The sequence below is a fragment of the Vibrio agarivorans genome, from assembly GCF_030409635.1.
GTDB lineage: Bacteria > Pseudomonadota > Gammaproteobacteria > Enterobacterales > Vibrionaceae > Vibrio > Vibrio agarivorans.
Window position 1 is genome coordinate 2242545 of the sequence record NZ_JAUFQF010000004.1, and the last position, 24965, is coordinate 2267509.

Annotated in this window: 17 protein-coding genes and 1 pseudogene; 14 read left to right on the top strand and 4 right to left on the bottom strand. The window is 40.4% G+C overall.

The features are described 5' to 3' along the window. Nucleotides 1-234: 234 nt before the first annotated feature. Nucleotides 235-2889, top strand: coding sequence for a TrlF family AAA-like ATPase (locus tag QWZ05_RS18885; protein WP_290300035.1), 2655 nt, complete (start codon nt 235-237; stop codon nt 2887-2889). A 406-nt stretch (nt 2890-3295) separates the two neighbouring features. On the opposite strand, the gene QWZ05_RS18890 is transcribed toward QWZ05_RS18885, so the two are convergent. Further along, nucleotides 3296-4330, bottom strand: coding sequence for an IS110 family RNA-guided transposase (locus tag QWZ05_RS18890; protein ID WP_290300037.1), 1035 nt, complete (start codon nt 4328-4330; stop codon nt 3296-3298). A 462-nt stretch (nt 4331-4792) separates the two neighbouring features. On the opposite strand from QWZ05_RS18890, the gene QWZ05_RS18895 reads away from it, so the two are divergent. From QWZ05_RS18895 to QWZ05_RS18910, 4 genes are all read left to right on the top strand, one after another. Next, nucleotides 4793-5260 carry a hypothetical protein gene (locus QWZ05_RS18895; protein WP_290300039.1) on the top strand — a complete coding sequence of 156 codons (468 nt, stop codon included), beginning with the start codon at nt 4793-4795 and terminating at the stop codon, nt 5258-5260. A 96-nt stretch (nt 5261-5356) separates the two neighbouring features. Further along, nucleotides 5357-6151 carry a YaaW family protein gene (locus tag QWZ05_RS18900; protein ID WP_290300041.1) on the top strand — a complete coding sequence of 265 codons (795 nt, stop codon included), beginning with the start codon at nt 5357-5359 and terminating at the stop codon, nt 6149-6151. Between the two features lie 230 nt (nt 6152-6381). Beyond that, the gene (locus tag QWZ05_RS18905) at nt 6382-7242 is read left to right on the top strand and encodes a DUF2971 domain-containing protein (RefSeq protein WP_290300043.1); all 861 of its coding nucleotides are present in this window, start codon (nt 6382-6384) and stop codon (nt 7240-7242) included. 56 nt (nt 7243-7298) lie between these two features. Beyond that, nucleotides 7299-7436: a hypothetical protein gene (locus tag QWZ05_RS18910; protein WP_290300045.1), complete on the top strand. Its 138-nt coding sequence runs from the start codon at nt 7299-7301 to the stop codon at nt 7434-7436. A 545-nt stretch (nt 7437-7981) separates the two neighbouring features. On the opposite strand, the pseudogene QWZ05_RS18915 reads toward QWZ05_RS18910, so the two are convergent. Next, nucleotides 7982-8149 (bottom strand): annotated as a pseudogene (locus tag QWZ05_RS18915) (IS3 family transposase); the annotation flags it as partial. Between the two features lie 350 nt (nt 8150-8499). Here QWZ05_RS18915 and QWZ05_RS18920 point away from each other — a divergent pair. After that, a complete protein-coding gene (locus tag QWZ05_RS18920) occupies nt 8500-9450 on the top strand; it encodes a hypothetical protein (RefSeq protein WP_290300047.1) in 951 nt (316 codons plus the stop codon). A gap of 193 nt (nt 9451-9643) precedes the next feature. Then, on the top strand, nt 9644-9835 hold the full coding sequence (locus tag QWZ05_RS18925) for an MbcA/ParS/Xre antitoxin family protein (RefSeq protein ID WP_290300049.1): 192 nt from the start codon (nt 9644-9646) through the stop codon (nt 9833-9835). 392 nt (nt 9836-10227) lie between these two features. Here QWZ05_RS18925 and QWZ05_RS18930 read toward each other — a convergent pair whose 3' ends face one another. Both QWZ05_RS18930 and QWZ05_RS18935 read right to left on the bottom strand, forming a co-directional pair. After that, a complete protein-coding gene (locus tag QWZ05_RS18930) occupies nt 10228-11439 on the bottom strand; it encodes an IS256 family transposase (RefSeq protein WP_290296716.1) in 1212 nt (403 codons plus the stop codon). Between the two features lie 582 nt (nt 11440-12021). Continuing rightward, the gene (locus QWZ05_RS18935) at nt 12022-12969 is read right to left on the bottom strand and encodes an IS30 family transposase (protein WP_290297780.1); all 948 of its coding nucleotides are present in this window, start codon (nt 12967-12969) and stop codon (nt 12022-12024) included. Between the two features lie 451 nt (nt 12970-13420). Between QWZ05_RS18935 and QWZ05_RS18940 the strand changes: the two genes are divergently transcribed. The 7 genes from QWZ05_RS18940 (at nt 13421) to QWZ05_RS18970 (ending at nt 24964) form a co-directional block, all read left to right on the top strand. After that, nucleotides 13421-13834, top strand: coding sequence for a recombinase family protein (locus QWZ05_RS18940; protein WP_290300051.1), 414 nt, complete (start codon nt 13421-13423; stop codon nt 13832-13834). Nucleotides 13835-15904: 2070 nt separating this feature from the next. Beyond that, nucleotides 15905-18355 carry an EcoAI/FtnUII family type I restriction enzme subunit R gene (gene hsdR, locus QWZ05_RS18945; protein WP_290300052.1) on the top strand — a complete coding sequence of 817 codons (2451 nt, stop codon included), beginning with the start codon at nt 15905-15907 and terminating at the stop codon, nt 18353-18355. Between the two features lie 50 nt (nt 18356-18405). Next, a complete protein-coding gene (locus QWZ05_RS18950) occupies nt 18406-19674 on the top strand; it encodes a hypothetical protein (protein WP_290300055.1) in 1269 nt (422 codons plus the stop codon). 12 nt (nt 19675-19686) lie between these two features. After that, entirely contained in the window at nt 19687-21027 is a 1341-nt protein-coding gene (locus tag QWZ05_RS18955; protein WP_390216788.1) for an MATE family Na+-driven efflux transporter, read from the top strand. Beyond that, the gene (locus QWZ05_RS18960) at nt 21020-21613 is read left to right on the top strand and encodes a histidine phosphatase family protein (protein WP_290300056.1); all 594 of its coding nucleotides are present in this window, start codon (nt 21020-21022) and stop codon (nt 21611-21613) included. The genes QWZ05_RS18955 and QWZ05_RS18960 overlap by 8 nt, the downstream gene beginning before the upstream one ends. 82 nt (nt 21614-21695) lie before the next feature. Then, complete coding sequence (locus QWZ05_RS18965) at nt 21696-23189, top strand: N-6 DNA methylase (protein WP_290300058.1); 1494 nt, start codon at nt 21696-21698, stop codon at nt 23187-23189. Further along, complete coding sequence (locus tag QWZ05_RS18970; RefSeq protein ID WP_390216792.1) at nt 23189-24964, top strand: restriction endonuclease subunit S; 1776 nt, start codon at nt 23189-23191, stop codon at nt 24962-24964. Before QWZ05_RS18965 ends, QWZ05_RS18970 begins: the two co-directional genes overlap by 1 nt. Nucleotide 24965 lies beyond the last annotated feature (1 nt).

Sequence of the window (24965 nt, forward strand, 5' to 3'; positions counted from 1 at the left end):
TACAGATTATCGAGCAATGAGTGCAGAAAGACGATGAAAATGAGCGAATTAGACGTATTCAAGTCAGCTCGTTTTTTCGGCATTTGTTAGTGGTGTTTGGCGAGTTTTTCTGCGATTATTTAGATAGTTAGAGAGACTTAGTAGTGCGCGACATTTTTGACAAAAGGGGCCAGATCCCTATTAAAATGTTATAAAGCCCTGCAAGCCTCGGTGCAAAATTTAAGGACTAAATATATGAATATGACTGCCGAACACACTAAGGCAAAATTTTGGAAATGCGCACTACAAGTAAATCCAGCTAGCTATATAACGTATCGAGGACAAAATCAGGATTTTTCAGAAGATGACTATAATCAAAAATTATTAGAGGTTTGTCTTGAAGAATCAATAAAGGTTGTAGGAATAGCTGATCACGGGAATGTTGATTCAGTAGCAAAAATTAAAGAAACCTTCAATGCACAAGGAATCGTTGTCTTTCCTGGCTTTGAGATCGCATCAAGTGAAAAAATACACTTGGTTTGTCTATATCCAGAAAGCACAAGCATTCAAATGTTAAACAATTATTTGTATGAGTTTGATATAGATACATCTAATGGAACAGCCCCTTCAACGAAAAGTGCTGACTTTATTCTATCAACTGTTATAGATAAAGGCGGCTTCGTTTATGCCGCACATTGCACAGATGATAGCGGAGTCTTAAAGCAAAAATTAAACAATATTTGGAAGAATAAAAACTTAGTTGCGGCGCAAATCCCTACTTCATTAGATGCTTTAAAAGAACAAGGCGACCAAGCAAATCACCAGATTCTTTTAAATAAAAATCCTGATTATAAACGCGATAAAAAGATTGCGATTATCAACGCTAAAGATATAGAAGATCCTGAAACATTAAGAAAAGAAAATGCGACTTGTTTGGTAAAAATGTCAACACCTAGCTTTTCCTCGTTTAAATTAGCATTTTCAGATTCAGAATCCCGTGTACGCCTTAACTCTGATGTTAAAGAGAAATATTACTCCAGAATAGAGTCCGTTAGATTTGTTGGAGGTTTTCTTGATGGGATTGATATCAAATATTCAGAGCATTTAAATGCTTTAATAGGTGGAAGAGGCACAGGTAAGTCGACTTTAATTGAGTCAATTCGTTATGTTTTAGATATAGAGCCCATTAGTAAAGAGACGAAAGCACAACACCTTAAAGTTATAAAGCAAAATATTGGCTCTGGTTTCGCTGAATTATCTATCAAATCAGCAGTAAAACATGGAAAGCTATATACAATATCAAGACGCTATGGTGAATCACCAATAGTAAAAGATGACAGTGGCTCTGTATCTACTTTTTCTCCTCAAGATCTATTACCTGACATTGAAATCTTCGGTCAAAATGAAATCCACGAAATCGCTAAAGACTCTAGTGAGCAATTGAAGGTGGTGGAGCGATTCCTAAACACAGATAAAATTGAGCAAGAATCTGGTATTTCAACTGTTAAAGAATCCTTAGTGATAACAAGAAAAAATATATCTGATTTAACATCTAGTGTTTCTAGCTTGGAATCAGATGTAGAAGATTTGAAGGCACATGAAGAAGATGAAAATAGGTACAAGGAACTTGGAATAGACCAGCAATTAAAGCTATTGCCAATAGTTGAATCGGAAAGAAGTACTTTCAGTACGGTTTCAGAAAAAATTGAAACTTTAAAGAGTGCATTGAAAGAGTTCTCTGAATCAATTCCATGCAGTGATTTTATCACTGATGAGTTGATTCAGGACTATCCCGACAAAGACATATTTGAAAAGACTAAGGCGGCCTTAGTCGAATTTAGAGAAAATATTGAAGAGTCTATTACAAAAATGGAACTTGATTCTGAAAGCTCCCAAAAAAAGATAGAGTTACTTAATAAGCAACTTCAAGAAAGCATAGAAAAACAAGAAGAAGCCATAACTAAAGAATTTAGAAAATTAGCTCCAGTTGAAGGTTTAACTGGGAAACAAATAGGTGAAGAATATCGTGATCTAATTAAGAGTATTGAAAGGCTAAAACCTAAGCGAGCGGAGCTTGAGAAAGAACGGGCTAAATTAGACAAAGAAATAGCCAAAAGACAGAAACTACTTGCAGAATTGTCTAAGAAAAAAACTGATAGAGCTACAGCCTTTGAAAAGGGAGTTAAGAAGTTAAATAGGAAGTTAAAAGGCAATATTAGGGTTAATTATGCAGCAGAAAAAAATAGACTTGGATTAATAAAGCTTATCATTGATTACCGTTTACCTGATGTTGCAGAGGGCAGACTATCTTGGATGAAAGCAGTAGATGAGTTTTCTGCTCCCTTACTCGCTGAGACAATAAAGAAAGGACGGGATGCTTTAATAAATAAAAACTGGGGAATGACCGCTACGACTGCCGAAAGATTATCAAAAATCAGTAACGAACAGATAATGGAAATTGAAGAATTCAAGATCGATGATTTAGTTAGTATTGAGTTGAATGTCTCAACTACTGAAGAGCCACAATATAAAAAGCTAGATTCATTATCAACAGGTCAACAGTGTACCGCTTTGTTACATATGCTCTTACTTGATAACCAAGACCCATTACTTTTAGATCAACCTGAAGATAATCTAGACAATGCATTTATTGCAGAAAGAATTGTTACTCAAGTTAGAGACGCCAAATTGACAAGGCAGTTTATCTTTGCAACTCATAATGCAAACATACCAGTTTTTGGTGATGCAGAATGGATTGGTGTTTTAGAATCAAACAATGAAAATGCAACTTTACCAATCCAGAATCAAGGCTCTATTGATCAGGAAAATATTCAAAATCTTGCTGCTAAAATTCTTGAAGGTGGTGAAGATGCATTTATTCGAAGAAAAGAAAAATATGGCTTTGAGTAAGGGCTAAGTAACAAGTTGCTTAAACTGAAATTGTGCAATGATGTCCAGTTGTGTTTTCGCCTGAATGAGTTGCTCTAGGCGAGAGAGAACTTTGCCTTATCTGCACTAATCCCAACACTGATAAGTCGAAACTCATTTTTGTCCATAGGTGTGCTGACTGGGGTGTGTAACACGAGTTTGCCCCAAAGTGTATATGGAATCCACGTATTTGCAAAGTGACCGAGCGATAAAAGTTAAGATGCGTACGTATATTCGGCTTCTATTTAAGGGAGCTACCCTCTAGCCTTAGATGTTTGCGCACCTACTGTCCTCAACGTGTTATCAGCTTATATTAGCGTTACAGAATGGTCAGGTTTTCAGTAGGTTGGTCTTACCTTTTTTGCTTCATCATTTTGCAAAAATTATTTTAATCAGCGTTCAGTAGAATCGGTTTATAAACGGTCTCATGGCGGAGCATTGCCCATGCTGTTCTCACGATTTTGTTGGCCAAAGCTATACAAGCTTTTTTGAATCCAATTCGCTGAATTATCTTGATGAGCCAAGCATCTTTTTGTGTTCTTGGCTCATCTGGTAGTCTCCCAACATAGGACATAGCACCTAAATAGAGTAACGATCTCAACTCCTTAACGCCGCCACACTTATCGATACCAATCATAAAAACCTTGCCACCAGAACTATGCTGTTTTGGAGTAAGTCCAACGAACGCTGACGCCTGCCTACCATTCTTGAACTGCTTACCATCACCAAGGGTTGTGTAGAGCATTGATGCTGTTGTTTCACCAACCCCTTCTATCTCCATTAGCCTTTTACAAGGTTCAATCTGCCGAGTCAGAGCATTTTTCTCTTTTTCAAAGGCTATCAACTGTGCCTTGAGTTGCTTGTATTGCTCCCAAAGCATTGAAAGAACAGATACAACATTCGTGGGAACCGATGATGGATTATCTAAGATCTCGCGGACGGAAGCTTTCAGGCCTTTCTCACCTCTAGGGTTAGCAATTCCGTAACCAAGTAGTGTGCCACGAATATGTTGCCCTAATGAAACAACGCTACGAGACAAAAAGCGACGACTACTCTCAAGTGATTGCATTGATTGCTGCTCTAAAGACTTTGGACGGCTGTATTTGATGCCGATCTGGATAGCCGAGTTAGCAATAGCAAGGGCATCATTGTGATCGGTCTTGTGTCCTTCCAAATAACCTTTCACTTTTTTAGGGTTAATAATTCGGACATCATGCCCATGCTCCTGAGCGAGCTGTCCCCAATAATGGCACCCACAACATCCTTCCATCGCAAGGATGGAGGGCTTTGCGTTGATAATGAACTCTTTAGCTTTTTGTCGGCTAAAAGCTTTGTTAAAAAGTAGTTCACCGTGAACACTGATGTAGCAGATCTGAAGAACGTTTTTGGCTAAATCGATAGCGATAACATTGGTAGAAAGCATGGTGGAATCCTCATGTATCTCAGCACTAAACTAAGTTTAGAGTGCCTAAAGGGGAGTGGATTCCATACATCATGATAGCACCCCATAAGAATTCATCACTGGTAGCTACCATTAAGCCAAAATTTTTTAATGCTGACGAAATGTGTTCTTTTAAAGTGGTGACCAACTCTGTTTAGCCTTCAACCCCCCAAAGTTTCCCAGGCTTTCAATTTGAGTACTTCTACTGAAACAACTGGATGTATCGTTTTTCCCAAATATCGTTAGGTCTTTCTCGGCAGGGTCAGAATCATTTTCACGCTCTAGTTATGCCTTGATTGGTCTCTTTTTGTATAGCCCCCCACCTGCTACAAACATAAGATTATTTTTCAAAAATACTGGATATGTATCAACAACTTAAGAAAGTGGTTGGAATATCATAACGTTTTGATATGGTGAATTACATCAATCAAGGGGGGGGCATTTATGGCAACAGATTTTTCTGCAATCAGTAGCAACATTAGATTTGAAATTCTGACAAGGGTTAATATATCTATGTATGAGGCTCAAGGAACAGCGAGTTATCCAGCCGATAGTTCTGTGGGCGTGTTAGAGGTGTATCTATCTATTGAGGAACTAAAGGAGCTAGCAAACCTCAAACGGATGCGCAAGGAATACTCCAATGGTAAAGGAGGGTTTTTCCCTCGTCTTATTTCAGAAATTAACAATAGGGATGACAATTTTTTTGCAAGTGAAGCGAGCGATGGTTCTTTGAGAGTTGTTTACTTTCCTTGCATTCCTACAGAAAAACAATACAAATGGACGGCACTTAAAAGTCTCAATAGTCATGAAATGGAAATAAACCGCTTAGAAGTTGAAAAGGGCGACGAAGATACTGATGACTATAGGCTCTACGCAGAATGTACAGATTTGAGAGTCCAAGACCTCGTATAGTCATAGCTCTATCCTGCTTAAATACTCAATAAACCCAAGCTGTCACCGTAGCTAAAATGCAATAGCTAGCCTGGCAATGCTAAAAGGTATAAGACGATGAAAAATACAAACGTATACGACTATGATTTGAACCCTGTTCTAGAAGCAAGTTGTGATAGTGACTTAGCCCAGCTGGTCGATTTCTTGAAGAAAAAAACGTCAGAAGAGTTGACCAAACAAGACGCTTATAAACTACATGCACCTAATCATTCCAAATATGCGGATTTAATTGCAAAAGAAATACGAGATATGGGCGGCAATACATTCGCTAATATGATGCGTGGTTGGGAGGGTCCGTCATACCATGAAATAGTTTGCAACGTGGCAGACAAGCTTAAAGTTCCTTATAACAAGAGCAAGGATACAAGCTTAATTGAAGATTCAATCCTAGAAGCCATTCTCAAAAGAACCCTTGACTCTATGTCTGAAGAGGAAAGGCAAAAACTTTTGGAGGAAGTTGGCGCTGATAGCAAAATGAGTAAAGGAGGTGCGACTTCTGCTGTGTTAATTGCAGCGTTTAGGGCTGGAGGTTTCAAATCTTATCAATTAACCCTTATCATTGCGAATGAGATTGCGAAATTTATCTTAGGAAGAGGATTAAGTTTCGCAACAAATAGAACTATTACAAAACTAGCATCAATTCTTTCTGGACCTATCGGGTGGACGCTATCTGGAATCTGGACGGCGTATGATATTGCGGGTCCTGCTTACAGAGTAACGATTCCTTGTGTAATCCATATCGCGATGCTTAGAAAAAAAATGAATTCTCTTCAGTGCGAAGGCTGTGGCTCAACACTACTCGACCCGACCGTTAAATTTTGCCCAGAATGTGGCACGAAGCAGGCGGCATAGACAAATGTTCCAAGCAATATCTCAGATATTTCTTTAGACAATGTATTACGTAGTAGCACTAAGCCGTTTCTGTCCGGACCTGTGCTGGCGGGGGTAGAACAGCGTAACACGGAACTGCCCCGATATGAGTTTGGTTATCTGCACCTCTTGTTAGATTTATGTACTTAATGGCATACTTTTGCTGATGGTTAGCAAAAGTATGCTGTGATACTCCATTGGAGGGAGATAAGTTGCCAGTTGAACTGTTTAAATATCGTGCTTTTGACAAGTACACAATCCTAAATCTTTTGAATCAAACTGTTTGGCTTCCTAAGGTTGAACAACTAAATGACCCTTTTGATGGCCAGTTCAAGTTAACTGATGCTGCTCCTGACATTGATACTTTCATCGATCACTGTGCTAAATTCTCCGAATGGTTTGGGCAAAATGAAGGGCTAACAATTAATATAGAGAATATCCGAAAAGAAATGTTCTTGCCTGACGGAACCCCAAACGATGAGTTAAGAGAATATGCCCATAGCTTCAAAGATTTTTTTGAGAGCAAATGCAAGGATACGGGTGTTTTATCACTTTCATCGACGGCTGAAAATACCACGATGTGGTCACATTACGGAGATGAACATACTGGTATTTGCATAGGATATGATCCATCTAAACTATTTAACAAATCATATGGAAATGGCTTACCTTGGTTGAGAGAAGTAAAGTATCTAGACGAATCTCAAATATCAAGGAATAGTTACCTCTTATATGCTGAAAGCGGATTCGGGAGCTCTTCAGCAGCTACAAAAGAATTTTTCAAGAGAATGCTCTCTGTTAAAGTGTCAGATTGGACGTACGAAAAGGAGTGGCGATTCATCTTACCTGAGTGTGGAGGGCAAGTTTACTCTATAAATAAAAACGCTATTACCAGTATAACTTTTGGTTTGAGAACTACGATTGATTCCAAGCATGCGCTTGTTAATCTAATCCGAAACTTAGGTATTCACCCAAAAACCTATCAAATAATTAGAAATGCCGAGACGCTAGGGCTTGAGAGGGTTTCGTTAGAAAGCAAGCCAGAGTATTGGAAAATGGTAGGCGAAGAATAATACAGTGCGCTTCCCAAAGCGATTGTATGATAAATCAGGACATATGTGAGATATACATGGATGATATTGAATTAGATAAGCGACGCGTAATTGCACTAGAGCAGATTGCTAAAAATGTATTAGTCATAAAGCAACTTCTGGTCGCGATCGTTGTGTTCCTAGCAGCTCCCTACATAATAGATAAATGGTTCTAATTTATGGGTTGAAGAAGTGTAGTAGCTGAACGAATTTAGCTACCCCATTCGAAGTTTTTGCAATACCTCAGCTAATTCGTTAGCTGCTAATTTAGCGAAAGCTGTAGCGCACTTTTGTCCAATTCCGAGCTAGAAAAGGGGTTTCGTTGGTGTGATCACCAAGCGATTCTGTTGAGTTCGGTCTCTGTTGATGTATGCTTAAAAGGTGATTGGACTAAGTAGGAAGAATTGGACATGATAGATTTCATCAACAACAACCTCGCTCTTCTGCTGGGCGTCGGTTTAGGCTTGTTTGCAGGGATTATTCTAGCGTACTCATATGTTGGGAAGAGACTAGTTGCGCATCGAAGGCAGCGAGAAAACTAGCTTTGGTATGCGTGGAAATTAGCATATTGGTAAAGACAACTCCCACATTCTAACCGTGGGAACGGTCAACAATGACCGTAACCATCCAGCAACCTCGAACGTAGTGATATATACTCATTCCATAGTCATTGAAGTTGAACTCAATGCTATCAAATGTTGGTGCTTGCATTGGTTGCCCCTCATCTCACTAGTGATCTTCTCCAGCAATACTGGACTCCACATAAAGCGGCGTTTTGCTGTTCAAAGTTAATTGGGCTTCGATACCCAAGACCGCTGTGCCTTCTCGTCAGATTATAATCAACATCTATGTACTCTAAGAGTGATTGGTGCATCTGATCAGTTGTAACGCAATTGCCCCAACGCGTTTATCTGACGCATCTTTGTCCACTCACGAGTCATTAAGAACTTCATAATGTGATATGGGGGGTGTTTATGTGTTTTTGTGATTTACTTTTGTTGGTGTTCATGTTCAGATAATTAAGAGTTCTGCTCAGTTTAACTGTGTAGCGTTCACAAGAGGTCGACCCTCTGCTCGTCGCAGGCAAACGTCAAACGAAGAGTTTAAATTGCTCTAAATTGTAAAGCTATATTAATGCTTTGTTGAATCCATGATGGCACAACACAGTAAGGTAATTCATACTGCGACAAATTTATCTTGCTTAATACAGTTCTGTGCCTAAAAACGGACAAACAAGCAATGAAAAAACAAAGACATTCCGAAGCAGCCAAAACTCCTGCCGCAGCAGCCCTCAAAGCTCAGAAAGCAATATTAGACAAACTAACTTCAACTGAACTAGATCTCTGGCGTGAACATGTCAACCTTACTATAGAGGAAAAATTTGGCAATCCTCTAAAAAAAAGCAATTCTGAAAAGTTCGTAAGTAGCATTTTAAACATAATAGATTACAAAACGGCAAAACATCACTCTTCAGATACTTATAAGCTTAAAAATGGCGAATATCTAAAGAAATTACTCGAAGCTGAACAAGGTTATAACTTTGTAAAGGTTGAATCTTTAATTAATAAAACAAAGTTAATATTTAGCTATAAGCTTGGACGTATTAGCATAAATCTAGATGGGAATAATCATACTTTTTGGGTTTCATTGTTATTTAGTACGTCAGCTCAGCATGCGTTGGCAGATTTCGTTCTACATGATGACTATGAGCCTTTTTCTAGCTCAAATCTAAGAGATGATTACGAAAGCTTTATATATCAACTAATGAACGTGTTAAATACACAAGATAAATTATCTAGTGAAGGTATCAGAGAGCATGCGTTTAATGAAATACTAGATGAGCATGATGGAATCCAGTTTGAAAGTTTCGAACTTAATGAAGCGTTTATCGTTGGTTCATTAGATAGTGAAACTGTGATTTTAAGACATGTTAAAAACCTAGATATTATATTGAATTCTGGTGTTGAAGTTGTAAATTCCATTTTAGAATATGCACACCTCAATAAGTGTTATTTAAATATTGAAAAGCTTACTTTGGATAGGCTAAAACTCAAATCGCATGATAAACGTATTCGAAGAATTGGGAAAATGACGGCATACAGAAGGAATAGAGGTCATTTACATCACACTACTGATGGAATATTGTCATCATTTCATATAAATGGAAGACAGTTGGTTTCATACAAATAACAATATAAATCCCGTGGTTTTAATATCACACTAAAAAGGTATGTTAAGCTTGTTTTAGTGTGATTTTTTATGAATAATTAACTTTGATAATATATGTCTGGCTTTTAATGGTTATAATTGTCTCAGATTTTAAGTCATACTTGTTAAAGGAGAACTTTATACTGTTTACCAATGTATGGATGAGGGGGTTGAAATGGTGGATATTAATGAAGTAAGAAAATTAGCATTGGAAATATTTGAACAAGAAAATGTGGCAGAAGTGTGGCTAAATACTCCTAAGTGGTTTTTTAATGGTTTGACTGCGGACGAAATGTTGCAGAAACCAGACGGGGGACAAGCCGTTTTAGGTATATTGGAGAAAATTCGCGATGGAGAATTTTCTTGATATTAGAGCTACATTAAGTTTGCTCTATGGGAGAGCGACTAATATTTCTATAAAAATACTTTGCAAAGAGGTAGTGCAACCATTTTTGCGGTATTTTTACTTTAAATGCTTTTTCGAGCACAGGAAGTGCCGTTTGACGCACAACAAGTGCACCACAGCGCAGCACTTTTTGATGTGGTACTATGAATTTTCGTGTTTAAAAAAGATGAAATTTAAACCCGTCCTTATATTAAATTTATAACATTATAATAGCTATAACGGTTATAATAGTTATAGCATGAATTAAACAGAAAGTAAAAGTAATATTTAATGGTGTGGAGTTAGATCTGATTTTTAACGGGAGTCAATTAACCTCTTTTGGGAGGCTGTAACAGATTCTGTGTAACTGCCGTTTAGTTAATGTGTTTCTCCAGGCGTTCCTCGAACTCGATAATAAACCGACTCATAGCTTGGCGCCAGTTTTGAATAGGCATTGTCCATTTCTTACTGGCGTCTTTGATTGCTAGATATACCATTTTGGTTGCGGCCTCATCATTCGGGAAGATCTTACGCTTTTTAAGTGCCTTGCGGATCACGCTATTGAGGGACTCAATTGCATTGGTCGTGTAAATTGCTCTACGAATATCTTCTGGGTAGCTAAAAAGGGTGTTGAGATTTTGCCAGTGATTGCGCCAAGACTTGGAGATTTGCGGATACTGGCTATCCCAGACTTCACCAAAGCGCTCCAGTTCAAGTAGAGCCTCATCTTCGGTAGCAGAGCGATACACTCGCTTCAGGTCGGCTGTGACCGCCTTGTAGTCCTTCCAAGACACATACTTCAATGAGTTCCGCACCATATGGACGATGCAAAGCTGAATATGTGTTTGCGGGAAGACGGTGTTGATCGCATCGGGAAAACCCTTCAAGCCATCGACACAAGCGATAAGAATATCTTCAACGCCACGTTGATTGAGTTCGGTTAGAACGCTCAGCCAAAACTTAGCCCCCTCATTTTCGGCTATCCACATGCCCATGAGTTCTTTCTGACCATCGGTGTTAATGCCTAAAGCAAGGAAGATCGATTTATTGATAATGCGTTTGTCTTGGCGGATTTTGACCACAATGCAGTCGAGGTAAACGATAGGATAGATGGCATCAAGCGGTCTAGATTGCCACTCCACGATTTCCTCCATCACTGCATGTGTGACGCGCGAAACTAGGCTGGGTGATATCTCTGCTCCGTACCACTCGTCAAAAGCATTCACTATATCGCGTGTGCTCATGCCCTGCGCATAGAGCCACAAGATCTTGTCATCCATAGAGGTAAATCGTGTTTGATGCTTTTTGACTAACTTGGGGTCAAAAGAACCAAGACGGTCGCGAGGGGTATCGAGTTCAAATTCGCCGTCTTCTGTTTTTACACGCTTGGTGCTCTTTCCATTACGGCTATTTTGGGATTTTGAGGGTTTGTGCTTTTCGTAGCCAAGATGCTCTTCCATTTCAGCGTTGAGCGCCGCCTCAACAGTGATCTTTTTGAGCATCTGGCTGAACTCAGTTAAGTCATCGGGAGTTTTAATTCCCTTTGCAGCTTCTTTAGCAAAAGCTTCAAGTGCTTTCTTATCCATGTGCCTATCCTTAGCCATTAAGGCTTTAAGTTTAGACAGTTACACAGAATTTAGGACAGTCTCTCTTTTGGTGTTGATATTACACTTCCTTTAGTAATGTATATCCTATATTTATCTTATCGATAAATGCTATTTAATAGTTATTAGTCTTTACGAAATTATGCTGTTTTTATTTTTTAGAAATGGATTTTATGATCCAAGTAACGACACACCCAACCCTGTGGCATTCGCATTTAATTATTATACGGAGTTCTCAAATAAAGTGTATTTTGACTGGCGTAACTTTTTGTTGCCGCATACTGAACACTTCCTTTATGCGTGTGCATACGCCCAAGCGATGGTAGTTTTCAACTCACATTTGTGGATGATTGCCACCTTTATGCGTGCGCATACGCCCAAGCGATGGTAGTTTTCAACTCACATTTGTGGATGATTGCCACCTTTATGCGTGGGCATACGCCCAAGCGATGGTAGTTTTCAACTCCCATTTGCGGTTGTTCACCAGCTTTATGCGTACGCATACGCCCAAGCAGACCTGTTGGTAGTCCCGAATTCAACTGCGAAGTGCGACACTCTCCAATATCAAGCAGCCAAAGCCATATTGTTAAATACAATGGCTGGCTGTTTGAAGCCTAAACACTTTCTGGGTCGATAGTTTATCCGCGATAAAGCGAACTCTATATCACTGTCGGTCACCGTCGATAGGTCGGTTCCTTTCTTCACATATTGCCTTAAAAGGCCGTTCGCATTTTCATTAGCACCTCGCTCCCAAGAGCTGTAGGGGTGAGCAAAGTATACATCTGCCTGTAGCTCTCTCGCGATGGCTTCATGACCTGCGAACTCTCGTCCGTTATCTGCGGTGATGGTATGCACATGCTTCTTGTAAGGCTTCAATAGCTCTATTGTGGCCTGGGTAACGTCATCGGCTGACTTAGATGGCACTTTCTTTACCAAGTAAAACCGTGTCTTACGTTCTAAAATAGTTACCATTGCGCCTGTACCATGCTTCCCAAGAACAGTGTCAATCTCCCAGTCTCCAAACCGCTCTCTGCTATCAACGATACTTGGCCTGTCATCAATCGAAACGGCATTCTTTATCGCTGGAGCTTTCTCTTTTTTACCACGACGATACCGTTTATGGCCTTGCCTCAAGTGGCGATATAATTTACCACCCGAGCATTTGTCCCGAGCAACGAAGCGATAAATCCACTCATGGCTGACTGCTGCGCCAGCTTTCGTCAACACGCTTGAAATCTGCTCTGGACTCCAATCCGCTTCTAGAAGAAGGCGAATAAAATCAACGCGCTCCCTTGGTATTCGGTACTTGAGTGCTGCTCTGCGCCTTGTGTTCGAGGCCATTTGAGCCATGCTCGGACAATAATAATTGTCCTTACAACCTCTTTTAAGCTCTCGATAAACCGTGGAGCGATGGCACTGAACTGTTTTAGCGATTTCAGAAACTGAAATTCCCCGTTCCAAAAGAGCAGAAATCTGGTATCTTCTGCCCTCGGTCAACTGCTGATAATTCATGGTAGTACTGCTTGTTTCTTTGGCGAGAAGAGCGTACCACTTTCAGCAGTTGGCTTCCTCTTCTACACCTTCCCATGAATGTCGCACTTATTATCTGAAATCGGGGTTAAAATATTAATAACAGATAGCTAGCTCACTAAAATTAATACACTAGCAGTTCACTAATTAATCTACGTTGCTGAAGTACTTATTCATCAAGCCTGCTTTTTTAAACTGCCTTTAATTAGTTGCACGCACAATTATAGCTCCCAGCAAGTGACCCACTTGAGTTGTGTGCTAATTTGGGGATATAGGCATTTAAGTCCATATCTTTTAATAGTGTCAATAAATACTCATTTTTTTGATACCGTTTAAAGATATATGGTAAATGGTATTATTAAGTGGTTGTTGTGTATTTATGATACCCTTGCTGTTGTTGATACTAGTTATGATACCAATAAAGAGTTCGATTATGAGTGCTGGACGTATATTTTCTTATTGCCGTGTTTTAATAAGTGAACAAACTACTGATAACCAGGTTTTAGCGATTAAAAGCGCTGGATATGAAATCCAGCACAATCGAGTAATTAGTGAGACAACCTCAGGTTCTACACTAGCGATGGAAAGGCAAGCATTTAGAACATTGGTTGAACATAAGTTGGAACCAGGTGATAGCTTAGTTGTATTGAAACTGGATCGGCTTGGTAGAGACAATATTGATGTTCAACATACGATTAGTATGTTGATCGAAAAAAGGCGTAACTCCCGTTTCTTTAGATCTTCCATTAAAGGATCTAGGTTCTTTAATGGAAGACTCAGGTTGCAAATGTTCTTAGCATTTGCGGAATTTGAGCTAAATAGAATTCGTGAAAGAACGCAGGAATGACAAGCCCGAGCAAGTGCGGAAGGTAAAAAAGTAGGGCGGCCTGAGGCAGTAGCTACAACCGCCAAAATTCAGGAGTATAAAGCAAAGGGGTTGAGTCAATCGAAAGTAGCAGCAGCGACTAGGTTCGCGCTGCCAATCGTAAAGCGCCATTGGAACAAAGCAGTACAGCTATGATAGTTTCGTGATATTGAATTCGGATTCAAGTGATGTATGCTTTAAAAAGCGATTCGATTCTTGAGGAATGACACATGATTGAACTTATTAACAATAACTTCGCACTTTTGACGGGGGTAGGCCTTGGGATATTCACAGGGATGGTTCTAGCGTTGATATACGTAATGAAAAATTATAGTTAAAACTCCTTGTTCCTAGTTTTCTTTAAGTAGCACATATCTTCTTGATGTTACTAGTAGTCCGAACTTGGTCTAACTCATCATCAGGCTACTGATGACTTTATTGCTTCAGGTTATATTTCCGAAATATGAACTTCACGAGTTTACGCGTGCCTATTCTTTGTTGGCATTTTGAATGAATTCGTTCCTAATAATTAATCCACTTCGTATTTGTTCTTTATCTAAGCCAATGGGAATCTTTGTAATCAACCTCAACACAGCCCCAATTGACCGTTCTAACAGAAATAACCTCACTTCATACGCTATCTAATTAATTTTATTTAGGTACATATGGTTGTTCGAATAGGCAAATAATGGAGATCGCCCATGGCTGTTTTCTTTGACCTCTGGTGTTAATAGGTGGCCTAGAGTCAAATTTTGAGGGTTCGTGAGGGTATCAGCTCGACACAACCCCAATTGACCGATCATACAAAAATCATTTCCATTCATGCTGATATGTAATTGATTTTATTGATAAATGTATGGTTGTTTCAGTAGGGGAATAGTGGCGTTCGTCCATAGCTGTTTTCTTTGACCTCTGGTGTTCATAGGTGGCCTAGTGTCAAATTTTGAGGGTTCGTGAGGGTATCAGCTCGACACAGCCCCAATTGACAGGGCGACCGCATGAGTTGATTTTGTGTTAAGCAAAATCTTATACTTTGTAATGATTAGTCAAAATCACGCTATAACAGAAAATGAAACCTAGAAATAAGGCTTAAAAATCGAACAGCCACATTTCGGTTTTCGTACTGTACTTGCTGGGAATTTGTTTCTGATAACAACTTTATAACTCATGCGGTTGCCCTGCCCCAATTGACCGATCATACAAAAATCACTTCCATTCATGCCGATATATAATTGATTTTATTGATAAATGCATGGTTGTTTCAGTAGGTGAATAGTGGCGATCGTCCATAGCTGTTTTCTTTGACCTCTGGTGTTAATAGGTGGCCTAGAGTCAAATTTTGAGGGTTCGTGAGGGTATCAGATCGACACAACCCCAATTGACCGATCGTACAAAAATCACTTCCATATCATGACATATATAATTGATTTTATTGATAAATGCATGGTTGTTCCAGTAGGGGATAGTGGCGATCGTCCATAGCTGTTTTCTTTGACCTCTGGTGTTAATAGGTGGCCTAGAGTCAAATTTTGAGGGTTCGTGAGGGTATCAGCTCGACACAACCCCAATTGACCGATCATACAAAAAACATTTCCAGTCATGCTTATATGTAATTGATTTTATTGATGAATGTATGGTTATTTCAGTAGGGGAATAGTGGCGATCGTCCATAGCTGTTTTCTTTGACCTCTGGTGTTAATAGGTGGCTTTTACTAGTTTGTTCTGCTGTCACCCCAAAAACTAGCTAAATTAGTTCTGTCGGGTGGACGACCCTTATTCCCAAGTGCGTCTCTTCAAGATTTATCTAGCATCAGTAAAGCCCTGAAGGTATGAACAAAAATGGTAATATAAGAGGATGCTCAATCTGATAGATTGAAACTCAAATGTGATACTTACCAGGTATGTCTATAACGCTTTGACTATGTTTTTCAGAGTTAACAATCATATTCGGTTTCTTTTGCATAACAGTGATTTATGCATCAATATAGACCATCGGATTCATATCAGCATTAAGATATAATCATGTCTCTGTCGAACTGAGCGAGTGCATCAATGACCAACAGCATTAACAAAGCCAAGTTATCCGAAACAGACATCATTACCAAATTCATACTTCCTGCGATCAAAGAGGCGGGGTGGGATGATATGACTCAGATTCGCCAGGAAGTGAAACTGCGCGATGGTAAAGTGATCGTTCGAGGGCAAGCTGCTGCTCGCAAAAAGGTAAAGTCTGCTGATATCGTCTTATATCACAAGCCAAGTATGCCGCTTGCTGTTGTGGAAGCGAAAGCCAATAAGCACGAAGTAGGCAAAGGCATGCAACAAGGTATGGATTATGCCAAGTTACTCGAAGTGCCATTTGTTTTTGCTTCAAATGGTGATGGGTTTATCTTCAGAGATCTCACTAATCCCATTCAGCTTGAAACCGAGATTCGTTTAGAAGACTTCCCAACACCAGAAGAGTTGTGGAAAAAATATTGTGTATGGAGAGGTTACAAAGAAGAACACCTGCCAGTAATTACACAGGATTATTTTGATGACGGTAGTGGCAAGTCGCCACGTTACTATCAGCTTCAAGCTATCAATAAAACAGTTGAAGCCGTGGCCGCTGGGCAAGATCGTATCTTACTGGTCATGGCGACGGGTACAGGCAAAACGTACACGGCCTTTCAAATCATTTGGCGCTTATGGAAAGCGAAAGCCAAGAAGCGAATTTTATTTCTTGCTGATCGCAATATTCTAGTCGATCAAACCAAAACCAATGATTTCCAACCATTCGGTACTGCGATGACGAAAATCACAGGTCGAAAGGTAGACCCTGCATTCGAGGTTCACCTAGCACTCTACCAAGCACTAACAGGACCAGAAGAAGAACAAAAAGCCTATAAGCAAGTTGACCCAAATTTCTTTGACCTGATTATCATTGACGAGTGTCACCGTGGCAGTGCTTCTGAAGATAGCGCATGGCGTGAAATTTTGGAATACTTCAGCTCTGCAACACAAGTTGGTTTAACGGCAACCCCTAAAGAAACCGATGAAGTCTCTAATATAGAATACTTTGGCGACCCAGTTTATACCTACTCGCTAAAAGAGGGTATTGAGGATGGCTTCCTAGCGCCCTACAAAGTGGTTCGTGTCGATATTGACGTAGACGTGCAAGGTTGGCGACCAACCAAAGGTCAAACTGATAAGCATGGCGAGGTGATTGAAGATCGAATCTACAACCAGAAAGATTTTGATCGCACCATGGTCATTGATGAGCGTACAGATTTAGTGGCTCAAACTATTACCAATTACCTTAAACGCACTGACCCAATGGCAAAAACCATCGTGTTCTGTAATGACATTGACCATGCAGAGCGTATGCGTCGTGCTTTAGTTAACCTCAACCCAGAGCAGGTCAAAAAGAACGACAAGTATGTAATGAAGATTACTGGGGATGATGAAATCGGCAAAGCCCAGCTTGATAATTTCATCAACCCTAAAAAGAAATACCCTGTGATTGCCACAACCTCAGAGCTTATGACAACAGGTGTAGATGCAAAAACCTGTAAGTTGGTTGTGTTGGACCAAGGCATCCAGTCGATGACCAAGTTTAAACAGATCATTGGTCGAGGTACTCGCATTGATGACCGCTACGGCAAACTGTGGTTCACCATATTAGACTTTAAGAAAGCAACCGAACTGTTTGCCGATGAGCGCTTTGATGGAACACCAGAGCGAGTGAAAGTCACCACCCCTGAACAATTTGAAAATGTTGATGACTTAAATGACATCATTGACGGTATTGATGATGTAGATATAGACAATCCGTTTGGTGATGAAGAAATAGACTCAGATTCAATTCAAGAGCCAGAACAGACTTACGGTAGCGATTCGGGCAGTTCATCTAGCGGTAATGCTGAAGGCAATGATGACTGGGATGACGAAAACAAAGTTCGTAAGTTCCATGTCAATGGCGTATCGGTTAAAGCGCTCGCTGAACGTGTTCAATATTATGATTCAGATGGCAAGCTCGTAACCGAATCATTTAAAGATTACACGTGCAAAACCATGGTGAAACAGTTCTCCTCTTTAGACGAATTCACCAAGCGTTGGAATGAATCCGACCGTAAGCAAGCCATTATCGATGAGTTAGCCGAAGCAGGTATTCTATGGGAAGCGTTAGAAGACGAAGTGGGTAAAGAAATGGACCCATTCGATATGATTTGCCATGTCGTTTACGACCAACCTGCTTTGACTCGTAAAGAGCGTGCCGATAACGTGAAGAAGCGTAACTACTTCACTAAATATGGTGACACTGCGCAGCAAGTGCTCAATAACCTGTTAGACAAATACGCTGATGAGGGTGTTCAAGAGATAGAGAACATTCATGTACTGAAGGTTAAACCATTTGATGAAATGGGCCGACCGCTGGAAATCATTAAAAAGGGATTTGGTGGTAAGAATCAGTATCTAGAAGCGGTGCAAGATCTAGAAGCAGCAATTTACCAAGTAGGATAATTGAACAGTGAAGTTCAAACGATTTTTTAGTAGCACCCTAAGGATAGTCAGTGCATATTTTTGTGTTCGGTAATTTGAATGTAGGAAAGTCTTCGTTTTGTAAGAAGTTAAGTGAAAAACTACCCACCTATGTTCAGCTATCCCTAGATCATCATAGACAGTTGTACAGTGATGGAAGCCTTGAAGGTGAGGCGCTTGCCTGCGATAAGTTTGTTGATGCGGTTGCAAATACGCCTAGCGCTATTGTTGAGTTTACTGGTCGTGGACCAGTCGCTGAGAAGCTTCAAGCTGCTCTTACGTATAAGTGCGGTATTCTTGTTGTGATAACACGAAACAAGGCTGAAAACATCGCATCTGTATACTCTGAAAAGTTTGAAAACGTCCCATATCCTATTGAATATAAGCAGCAACAAACTCTGGTTCAGACGATTGAACAGTTAGAATGCCACACTACTTTGTCGGCATTGGAATTGGCCTGGAAAAATCAAATTTGGCACTCATATACGCATAATTTTGAACAGAGTTTTCACTCTTTTTGGAAGCAGTTTCCTAAACAGCACCATGAGCTAACAGCGCGTATCAACCGATTTGCATCAAGGCAAACAGGTATTGAAGTTGCCGTAATATACGGCTCATTGGGAGCAAATCAGGTTACACTCGATTCAGACATTGATTATTTCATCCAATCGAGTACCCCCGCTTCATATTGGCTTGAGGCGTTTCAAGAGTATTTTGGTCATGAGATCATCCACGCAGATCTCATTGGTAGCAAGATCACTTTACGCTTTAAAACCTCACTTCTTGTGGAAGTAGTAATTGGAAAAGAGCTTTCAGAGATAGCGCTATATTATCGAGAGTCATTAATCCACAATAGCGCCTTCACTCTTGTTAAAGGTAGCTCAGAAGACCTAGACCAACTGACTAGCTTCATAGGTACACAGGTCTCGACTAGCAATTTGGTAGCATCGATAGCGGGTGAACTTTACTTTTTGTTCTGTTCACTGCCCAAGCTAGTCAAATCAGGTGACGCTTATAAGTACTCTTTTCATACAATGATCATTCGTCATTATGCAGTTCAATTAGAGCACCTTCTCCTCGGGATTTCGGCACATAACTACCTGCCAAAACAAGCGACAGTCAACCTTCCTGCATTTCCTTGGGAGAGTTTCGACACGTCACCAACGTCAATAGAAACACATCAGTACTTCTCTCTGTTTCAATATCTTGTGAGACTCTTTAAGCGATTGGAGAAAGCAGACTTACTTGAGATTGATAAGTACTTTTCAAAGCAAGCAGAACAACTCCATCATTTAAAATAGAAGGGCTGCCTTGTGGCTAGGATAGACAAAATAAACGTTAAGTTATGGCTTGTGCTGATTCTAAGCAGCTTAGCCCCGCTAATTTATACAACTACAAGAATACACTTTATTGGCAGTATGCCTGATGCATGGGCGTTTAGTATTGCGGCTCAAGTCGCGTGGCTAAATATCGGCTATGAGGTGATCAACGAAGCCTTACTTCTACCACTTGCTTTCATACTGGGGCAAGTGATCATGACCAAAGAGGCTTTTCAAAATAGGGCGGTCGTCTCACTAGGAGTGGTGGTCCTAACTTATGCGATAGTCACAGCGTTTGTTCTTGTATTTACGCCACAGTTAGTTTCTGCAATGCAGCAGCAAGAGAGTCTCTTGGCGCAAACTATCAAGTATATTCGCTTGGAATCCATTGCGATCTTCGTCTCAAGTGCTTACCTGTTCTTTAACCTCGTATTAGTACTCCATAACAAGCAAAAAGCGTTGTATAGCCTTTTAGTAATTCAGACGGTATTGACGGTTCTTTGTGACACGGTGCTAGTCAGTCAGTTACCAATGTCACTTCAGCTTGGCGTGACGGGTATTGCAATCACAAAAATTGCAGTTAATTCGGTCTTAGTTGTCGTGTCCTATAAACTGTTGTCTTTCAATGGATTGACTTTAAACCTATGCACAGTGACTTTTGATAAGGCTGAGTGGCTGAAAGAGTGGTTTAAGATTGGAACTCTTTCTGGGGCGGAGTCCCTAGTTAGAAATACCGCCTTTGTAGTCATGATTTTGCAGCTTATGAACCAACTTCAGCAAGCAGGTACATTCTGGGTGACCAATGGTTTTATATGGGGTTGGTTGTTACTCCCAGTATTAACATTAGGGCAGTTAGTTAAACAAGATGCAGCGACCAATGACGGACTAACCACACAAAAGGTAAATCGTTATCTACTTGTTACATGTGGCATCTTCTTGATTTGGTTCATTTCTTCTCCTCTGTGGGAGAGCTTTATTCACAATGTAATGGGGGTAGGTAACGCAGAACAGGTGGTCAACCTCGTGTATTTGATGGTGGGTTTCTACGTTGTTTTTGCGTTGAACAATGTCATTGATAGCTACTTCTATGGCATCGGCCGTACAGACCTAATGTTGTATCAGTCCTTAGCTGTGAATACCTTGTTTTACGGCGCTGCCTTTGTGCTATATCAATTCGGTTGGTTTGAGCCAACGCTTGAGTGGGTAGCCATTATGTTTGGCCTAGGAATAACCTTTGACGCACTTTTAACGTGGGGCCTGTATGTGATGTTAAGAAAACAGCAATCGGAACAAGAGTTAGTTATTGCCCAATATCGGAGAGGTAAATATGCGTAAGTTGATTTTAATTCGTCATGCGGAACGACCTGAGATAGCACCAAACGAGGTGGGTAATGATGTCGTGTTGACCGAACAGGGAAAGCAAGATACGACTCAGTATGCCAAAAGCATAAGCGGTCAGGTTGTTTCTATGATGACGAGTCCTATCGAGAGGTGTATAGAAACCGCTGAAATTATCGCTAAGGAAAACGGGTTTCCCTTTGAGCAGATAGAACGCAGTCGTTTACTAGGGAACCCAGGATTTGTGATTGAAGATGGCAAAATTGCATGGCAGCAATGGCAAACCAAAGGCCATGATGTAGTAAATCAACACCTCTTATCAGCAACTGATGCCTTGCCAGGCTTTGCGGATTTTGAAACGGCCGTGAACGCTTTCCTTAATAACATCGCTACCTCATTGGCTGATGAGGCTAGCGAAGGGTTACATGTTTGGGTCACACACGATGTTATGCTCGCCACACTTGCCTCCAGAACGTTACCTAACAACCTTACATTAGCCGACTGGCCTCACTTTTTAGGTCATCTAATTGTGACGTTGGAAGAGACTGGTGAACTTTCATTCGAATACCTTCAAAAGCCGTAAACAATGCAATGCAGCGCTGAGTTAAAAAGTGCAATTAAGTTATAATATCGCCCAATCATGGAATACGAAAAGTAAGAAAATTATGTCGGTCAGTTCAGTAATTAAATCCATCCAAGATATCATGCGTAAAGATGCGGGTGTTGATGGTGATGCGCAGCGTCTAGGTCAAATGTCTTGGCTATTGTTCCTTAAAGTGTTTGATGCTCAAGAAGAAGAGCTAGAGCTTGAGATGGATGATTATCGAGAACCAATCCCAGAAGAGTACCTATGGCGTAACTGGGCGGCGGATGCTGAAGGCATGACAGGTGATGATCTGCTTGAGTTTGTTAATGACGATCTATTCCCAACGCTGAAAAACTACACCGCACCGATTGATAAGAACCCTCGCGGTTTTGTAGTCAAAGAAGCATTCAGCGATGCGTTCAACTACATGAAGAACGGTACGCTTCTACGCCAAGTCATCAATAAGCTGAATGAAATCGACTTTACAGACTCTAACGAACGTCACTTATTCGGTGATATTTACGAGCAAATCCTTAAAGATCTTCAAAGTGCAGGTAATGCAGGTGAGTTCTATACCCCTCGTGCCGTGACTCGTTTTATCGTTGACCGTCTCGATCCAAAGCTTGGTGAATCTATCATGGACCCTGCAACGGGTACAGGCGGTTTCCTTGCTTGTTCATTCGACCATGTTAAAAACAATTACGTGAAGACGGCTGCCGACCACCAAACCCTACAAAAGCAGATCCACGGCGTTGAGAAGAAACAGCTTCCGCACTTACTGTGTATCACCAATATGATGCTGCATGGCATTGAAGTACCTGTACAAATCAAACACGGCAATACGCTAAACAAGCCGCTTTCAAGTTGGGACAGCAACATCAATGTGATTGCGACCAACCCTCCGTTTGGTGGCACAGAAGAAGATGGTATTGAGAAAAACTTCCCTGCCGAAATGCAGACGCGTGAAACTGCCGATCTGTTCTTACAACTAATTATCGAAGTGCTTGATGAAGGCTCTGATACCAAGAGCGGTGGTCGAGCAGGTGTGGTACTGCCAGATGGCACCTTGTTTGGTGAAGGTGTTAAAACCAAAATCAAAAAGATGCTGACCGAAGAATGTAACTTACACACCATCGTTCGCTTACCTAATGGCGTGTTTAACCCATACACAGGCATCAAAACCAATATTCTGTTCTTCACCAAAGGCCAGCCAACAAAAGACGTATGGTTTTACGAGCATCCATACCCAGAAGGCGTTAAGAACTACAGCAAAACCAAGCCAATGAAGTTTGAAGAGTTCAAGCAAGAGCAAGAGTGGTGGGGTAGCGAAGAAGACGGTTTTGCTTCTCGTGTTGAGAGCAAACATGCATGGAAAGTGTCGATTGAAGAGATCATCGAACGCAACTTCAACCTTGATATTAAGAACCCATATCAAGAAGAAGTGGTCAGTCATGACCCACAAGAGTTACTAGAAAGCTATCAGCAGCAGCAACAAGAGATCACAGAGCTGCGTAACAAGCTGAAAGGCATTCTTGGTGATGCGCTGAAATCATCAGTAGGTGAGGGTGAATGATGAGCCTTGACCAAACACCTATCAATCAGTTGATTACAGACAATATTGATACTTGGACTTCAACGGTAAAAACTAAAGCAACAACAGGTCGTGGCAGTAGTAAAAAACTAGAGCTGTATGGCGTTAAAAAACTGCGTGAGCTGATTTTAGAGTTAGCTGTGCGAGGTAAGTTAGTACCTCAAGATCCAAGTGATGAGCCTGCTTCTGTTTTGTTTGAGCGAATTGTGGAAATAAAAGCGCAATTGGTCAAAGAAAAGAAGATTAAGCCACCTAAAAAGTCTGTTGAAATTAGTGATGATGAGAAGCCATTTGATATACCTAAAAATTGGAAATGGATTCGCTTAGCCGATTATGCACAAATATTTTCAGGTAATGCTTTTAAAAGTGGCGACTTCTCTTCAGAAGCTGGCACAAAAGCTATCAAAATTACCAATGCAGGTGTAGGTCATTTGATTGAAACTGATGAGTATTTACCAGAAGAATTTTTGACTACATATAGTCAATATAGAGTGGTAAAGAATGACCTTATTCTAGCTCTTACACGACCATATATCTCAGATGGACTGAAAGTGAGCATGTGTCCAGATAGCTACCATAACTCTTTATTGAACCAACGTGTTGCAGCAATTAGAGCATATGTGAATCCTGAATATGCTTTTTTCATGTTGAGTAGTCCATATGTATTGAATACATATAAGAACCGCTTTAGTGGTAGTGGCTTGCAACCAAATTTAAAAATGAGTGATGTTACAGAGCTTGTCATTCCTTTATGTTCTGAACAAGAACAACACCGTATCGTCGCAAAAGTCGATGAACTAATGACACTCTGCGACCAACTAGAGCAACAAACCGAAGCCAGTATTGCGGCACATCAAGTATTAGTGGCAACGCTATTAGACACCCTAACCAACTCGGCAAACGCTGAAGAGCTAATGCAAAACTGGCAAATGGTTGCGGAGCACTTCGATACCCTGTTCACCACAGAAGAAAGCATTGACCAGTTAAAACAAACCATCCTGCAACTGGCGGTAATGGGTAAGCTTGTCCCACAAGACTCAAATGATGAACCTGCTGCAAAGCTGCTTGAGCGTATTGGGGAAGAAAAAGCGCAGTTAATCAAAGAGAAGAAAATCAAAAAGCAAAAAGCACTACCGCCGATCGCTGATGATGAAAAGCCGTTTAAACTGCCAAATGGTTGGGAGTGGAGTAAACTTCAAGACCTTTGTTTTAAAATCACCGATGGAGAGCATTCAACTCCAAAAAGGACTGAAACTGGACATTACTTGTTATCCGCAAGAAATGTGACTAATGAGGGTATTATTTTAGGTGATGTTGATTATGTTCCTGATTTTGAATTTGCAAGGATAAGAAATAGATGTGACCCCAACATTGGAGATATTCTAATTTCTTGTTCAGGTAGTGTTGGGCGTGTTGCTCTGGTTGATAGAGACAATGCTTATTCTATGGTTAGAAGTGCTGCAATGATCCGCCCTTGCAATACTAACTTATCAAAAGAATATTTGGCTCTAATGTTGCGAAGTACTTATTTGCAATCTCAGATGAAAAACCGTTCGAAGCAATCAGCACAAGCAAATTTGTTCTTGGGTGCAATTAGTAACTTAGTTGGCGTTATTCCTCCATTGTGTGAGCAGGAAAGAATCGTTTTTAAAGTTTCTGAGCTGTTGGCTATCTGTGAACAGCTTAAGTTGTACATAAAAGATTCTAAGGCTACCCAACTAAACCTTACCGACACTATTGTTGAACAGGCGGTATAAC